Annotated in this window: 4 protein-coding genes and 1 pseudogene; all 5 read left to right on the forward strand. The window is 37.8% G+C overall.

Annotated elements, in window-relative coordinates; translation table 11 throughout:
* Nucleotides 1–111: 111 nt before the first annotated feature.
* Nucleotides 112–483, forward strand: a pseudogene (locus ACFQ02_RS01050) (relaxase/mobilization nuclease domain-containing protein); the annotation flags it as partial.
* Nucleotides 484–799: 316 nt separating this feature from the next.
* A complete protein-coding gene (locus tag ACFQ02_RS01055; RefSeq protein ID WP_380818217.1) occupies nt 800–1,282 on the forward strand; it encodes an MbeB family mobilization protein in 483 nt (160 codons plus the stop codon).
* A gap of 382 nt (nt 1,283–1,664) precedes the next feature.
* Nucleotides 1,665–2,462, forward strand: coding sequence for a hypothetical protein (locus ACFQ02_RS01060; protein ID WP_380818213.1), 798 nt, complete (start codon nt 1,665–1,667; stop codon nt 2,460–2,462).
* Nucleotides 2,463–2,469: 7 nt separating this feature from the next.
* A complete protein-coding gene (locus tag ACFQ02_RS01065; protein WP_380818215.1) occupies nt 2,470–3,603 on the forward strand; it encodes a site-specific DNA-methyltransferase in 1,134 nt (377 codons plus the stop codon).
* Between the two features lie 876 nt (nt 3,604–4,479).
* Nucleotides 4,480–4,672 (forward strand): hypothetical protein (locus ACFQ02_RS01070; protein ID WP_449329118.1); only part of this gene is annotated, 193 nt, incomplete at its 3' end.

The raw sequence follows: 4,672 nt of genomic DNA on the forward strand, positions 1-4,672 counted from the left end.
CCAAATCGCCCGACAATGCAACAGCCAACGCCCTAGCATTGACCTTGTTAGCGTGTTGGCGACCTTGCGAGAAATTGAAAAAAATCTCAAAAAATTGCGAGAATTAAGCCTATGATCGTCAAATTTTTTAAGAAACACGGAAAGGGAAAAGCCAGTAGTTGCAAGGCTTGCGTGGATTATTTGCTGAATAAGCCTGACGACACCGCCCAAATCCTACAGGGCGATCCCCGACTATCACAAAGTATTGCTGATAGCCTTGATTTTAATAACACTTACACCGCAGGTTGCTTATCATTTGAAGAAAGCGACCTACCCGAAATCCAAAAGCGTGAGATTATGGCACGCTTTGAGCGGTCAGTATTTGCAGGGCTTGAACCTGAACAATATAACATTTCTTGGGCGCAACATACCGACAAAGGTAGATTAGAACTTAACTTTGTCATTCCGAATGTTGAGTTAACTAGCCAAAAACGCCTACAACCCTATTACGACAAGGCAGATCGCCCACTTGTTGAGAATTTTAAGCAGGTCATCAACCACGAATATAGCCTAAGCGACCCAAACGACCCGATCCGACAGCAATTGATGATCACCAAGCAAGAACTACCCAAAGAGAAAAAACAGGCTTTACAAGCGATTACAAACGGTTTAACGGTTTTAGCTAATTCTGGGCATATAAACGACAGGCAGGACGTTATAAACGCTCTAGAGCGTGCAGGATTTGAAATTTCCCGCATTACACCGAAAAACATCTCAATTAAAACAGACGGACAAAATTTAAGATTAAAAGGGGCTTTCTATGAGCAGGATTTTAGATTTAGCCAAACAATTCGAGCAGGCATCGAAGAAAGAGCTAGAGAGTACAAACGAGATAGTACAGAACGCTATCAAACAGCACGAGAAAAACTTAATAGAGCAATTACAGTACGCAGGGAGCAATTTAGCCGAAAATATCCAAGCAGAGCAGGCGAAATTGATAAAAAGTACCGTCAGAATGTATCGACTACCGATCATTATCGCCTTGATGATATTAGCCTTGATAGCGATAACCGCAGGGGTGCTAACGTGGCAATCGAAGAACGCCTATCAAGAAATGATAGCTTGGGAGCATTCAGCCGAGATAGCCAAAGAGCAGAGTGGGGGCATAAAGCTATCAACTTGCCAAACGAACAAGGGGATCAAACCTTGCGTAGCAGTGGACAAGGATTTAATGGACAAAACTTGGGGCGGGAATTTAAAAATAATCGAAGTACACGAACCGAAAAGCAAGGGGAAACAGTAAATGGCGACCGAAATCGAAGTGATGTTAGAAAATACCTTGAAAACCTTGCTACAACAGCAAGAGAACGAACGCTGGGCTTTATCGAGAGAATTAGAGAGCTTACGAGCCGAAAACGCCTTGATACAGCAACAATACAGCGAAATAAGCACGCAATTAGCGACATTGCAGACTTTAATAAACAGCTTAAAGCGGTAATCGAGCAACGCCAAAAACAGCGAAGTAAGGGAATGAGCCTTTAATAGACCGCCTAAAATTCTGTTGAATAGCGTAGTCTTTCAATGGAATTTTAGGAGGAAACAATCATTAATACTTTATAAAAATAATCTAAACCTTTGTTATAATGAGATTATCTTTTATATAGCAATTATCGAAAGGCGAAAAAATGAATATTTGGACTGAAAAAAGCATATCTTTAGCAAACCAGAAAAATTATCTTGATCTACTGTATAAGGTATATCCAATGGCAGTAAATCTAAGAAGAGAAATACAACCAGAAGTACAAAATAGAATTAAAGCCTATTTAGATAACGCAGATAAAAAAAATCTTCTTTTAACTTTACTAGAACAAGAAGTATTCCCAATCAAAGATTCTTATGTTGCGTACTTAAAAAGAGATAAAGGAGCAATTGATAGAAATCCAAATACTGTTGATAGACTTTTTGGCATGTTAGTTGAGATGGGGTTTGATGAAATCATAGAAAAAACGACAACACCTAAAGAAACAAACAGGCAAATAGGACCTTTATTCAAAAGGTGGGTTTCATCTGGTGCTTTAGGTACACCAGTAACAAATAGCCCTAAAGAGTTCTTAACCTACAAGGGAAGCATTATTTTTAATTCTGGCGATCAAGCTATGAGTGATTTTGCAAAAGAAAACTTAGGATATGACCATAACAAAGGGCTAGATTTTATAGCCAAATTTAACAACAAATATATTCTAGCTGAAACAAAATTCCTTACTGATTTTGGTGGACATCAGAACGCCCAATTCAACGATGCCATATCAACTATGAAATCAAATCTTTCAAGAACAACACATGACGTGAAAATAATTTCAATACTGGACGGGGTTTTGTATATAAAAGGGAATCATAAAATGATGAACTCATTATCATCTTTTAATGATAATGATGTTGTAATTTCAGCTGTATTATTAAGGGATTATTTATACTCAATCTAAATAAATTATGGAACTATTATATAAAAACAAAAAAAGCGAAAAAGATGTCTTTGAGCTTTCAAAATTCAAAGCCAAAGACATCTCATCAATAATAAATAAAAAGCCTAACTTATTACTATTTGGAGATAATTTTACTGCTCTTTCAAGCTTAATAAATAGCGGATATTCAGGAAAAATAGACTTAATATATATAGATCCACCCTACAACACTAATCAGGTTTTTACTGTATCAAATGATGATAGAGTTAGCACAATAAGTCGTTCAAAATCCAAAAGTAACATTGTGGCTTACAACGACAATTTCACAATTGAAGAATATCTTGAATTTATGAGAGAAAGACTATTTTTAATGCGTGAACTACTATCTGAAAAAGGATCGATATATGTTCATATAGATACAAAAATGGGGCACTACCTAAAAATAATACTTGATGAAGTGTTTGGTATGAACAATTTTAGGAATGATATATCAAGAATAAAATCAAATCCTAAAAACTTTAGTAGGAGAGCATTTGGAAACGAAAAAGATATTGTTCTTTTTTATGTAAAAAACACTTCAAAAAATATATTCAACAATATAACTCAATCGTTATCAGAAGATGAAAAAATATCCATGTTCCATAAAATAGATACTTCCGGAAGACGATACAATACAGTACCTGTTCACGCCCCAGGCGAAACCCTTAACGGTAAAACTGGCAGGGAATGGAAGGGTATGCTTCCACCAAAAGGAAGACATTGGAGAGTATCGCCTTTAGAATTAGATAAATTAGATGAACAGAATTTAATAGAATGGTCAAAAAATGGAGTTCCTAGAATTAAAAAATTCGCAGATGAACACAAAGGCAAAAAAATACAAGATGTTTGGAAATTCAAAGACCCTGCACACCCAATTTATCCAACAGAAAAAAACGCCAGTATGCTAGAAATGATAATAGCTCAATCATCTAATGAAAACTCAATTGTAATGGATTGCTTTGCAGGTAGCGGTTCAACATTAAAAGTTGCAAATAAACTAGGTAGAAAATGGATAGGCGTTGATATATCGCCAGTATCATTAAATACAATGATCACGACTATGAACACTCAAAATTTTGAACTAATCGAGTTAGAAAAAGTATCGTTATATAATGAGCAATGAACAGATTATAGAAAAAAGGATCGAACTTTTGACATTCGATCCTTTTTTCTATAATCTGTTCATTGCGTTCTTTGCTAAGATAACAGACCCTAGACAAGTCATATCTTAGCAAAGGGTAGCTAGTAATGCAAGAGATTGCGAAGCGTCCCTACTACCAAAAAACCATTCAACGACGTAAACAAGAAACGCAAACCTTAAATCAAACGGTCATAAGCCCGGACTGCGGAAGCATAAACAGGCGTAGATGTGGTGTTAAAAACAACGGTTCTTGCATACGAAAGCAAGCTCTGCCACCGCCCTCAAGCAAGCGAAATTGACTTACCTGATAAGCGAGATTTAAGGATACAGCGGAATTGATTGTCTAGGTCTGCAATTCCCACCCTGAAAAATTGCCACAACGTTTTACTGTTGCCCCATTCAAGCAACATTAGAGAACGAGAGCAGGATAAACGTTTATTTCTGCGTTGTGGATTTGTGGACGGTCGAGCCAGTTTTGCCCTAAAGGGTCGTATTGGTAAAGCTATGAATAGCCTGATGGATAAATCGAAGATTTACCCACAGGCTACCGCCTAAAGGCTTTCACAGCTTTACCAACACTCAAAACTTACCGCCCACAAGCTCCACAACGCTAATTAATAATAAATTTTTATTTTTGCTTTTTTTCAAAGGCTCGCAAGCTCGCCTAGTAAAATGAAGTCGCCTTCGGCTCCGAATTTTTATATACCACATTCGGGGCTTTTGGTGTACTATTGTCTTTTGTAATAGCGAGGACACACAGCCCCGTATCTGCGATACTGTCGGCTATGGTCTCGCAAAAGGGATAAATCCCCCTTGCCCCCCTGCGGTTTCACCGCTAATTTGAAGAACGGACACCGAATGAAAAAGCGAACCAAACGCCTAGAAATCGCCTTGTCGGAAGATGAATACAATGCCTTGCTTGAACGAAAAACGAAAGCAAGGCTTGCGGAGTGGGTTCGGGAAGTTGCCTTAGAACAGCAACCTAAGCGACAGCCGAAAGTAATCGACCCTACGTTACTGTTCGAGCTGAACCGCATAGGCGTAAACCTGA

It is taken from the genome of Seminibacterium arietis, assembly GCF_042675725.1.
Taxonomy (GTDB): domain Bacteria; phylum Pseudomonadota; class Gammaproteobacteria; order Enterobacterales; family Pasteurellaceae; genus Seminibacterium; species Seminibacterium arietis.

What these genes read in the sequence shown, in the direction of transcription:
- ACFQ02_RS01055 (WP_380818217.1), top strand. Translation starts at nt 800, where the DNA reads ATGAGCAGGATTTTAGATTTAGCCAAACAATTCGAGCAGGCATCGAAG.
- ACFQ02_RS01060 (WP_380818213.1), top strand. Translation starts at nt 1,665, where the DNA reads ATGAATATTTGGACTGAAAAAAGCATATCTTTAGCAAACCAGAAAAAT.
- ACFQ02_RS01065 (WP_380818215.1), top strand. Translation starts at nt 2,470, where the DNA reads ATGGAACTATTATATAAAAACAAAAAAAGCGAAAAAGATGTCTTTGAG.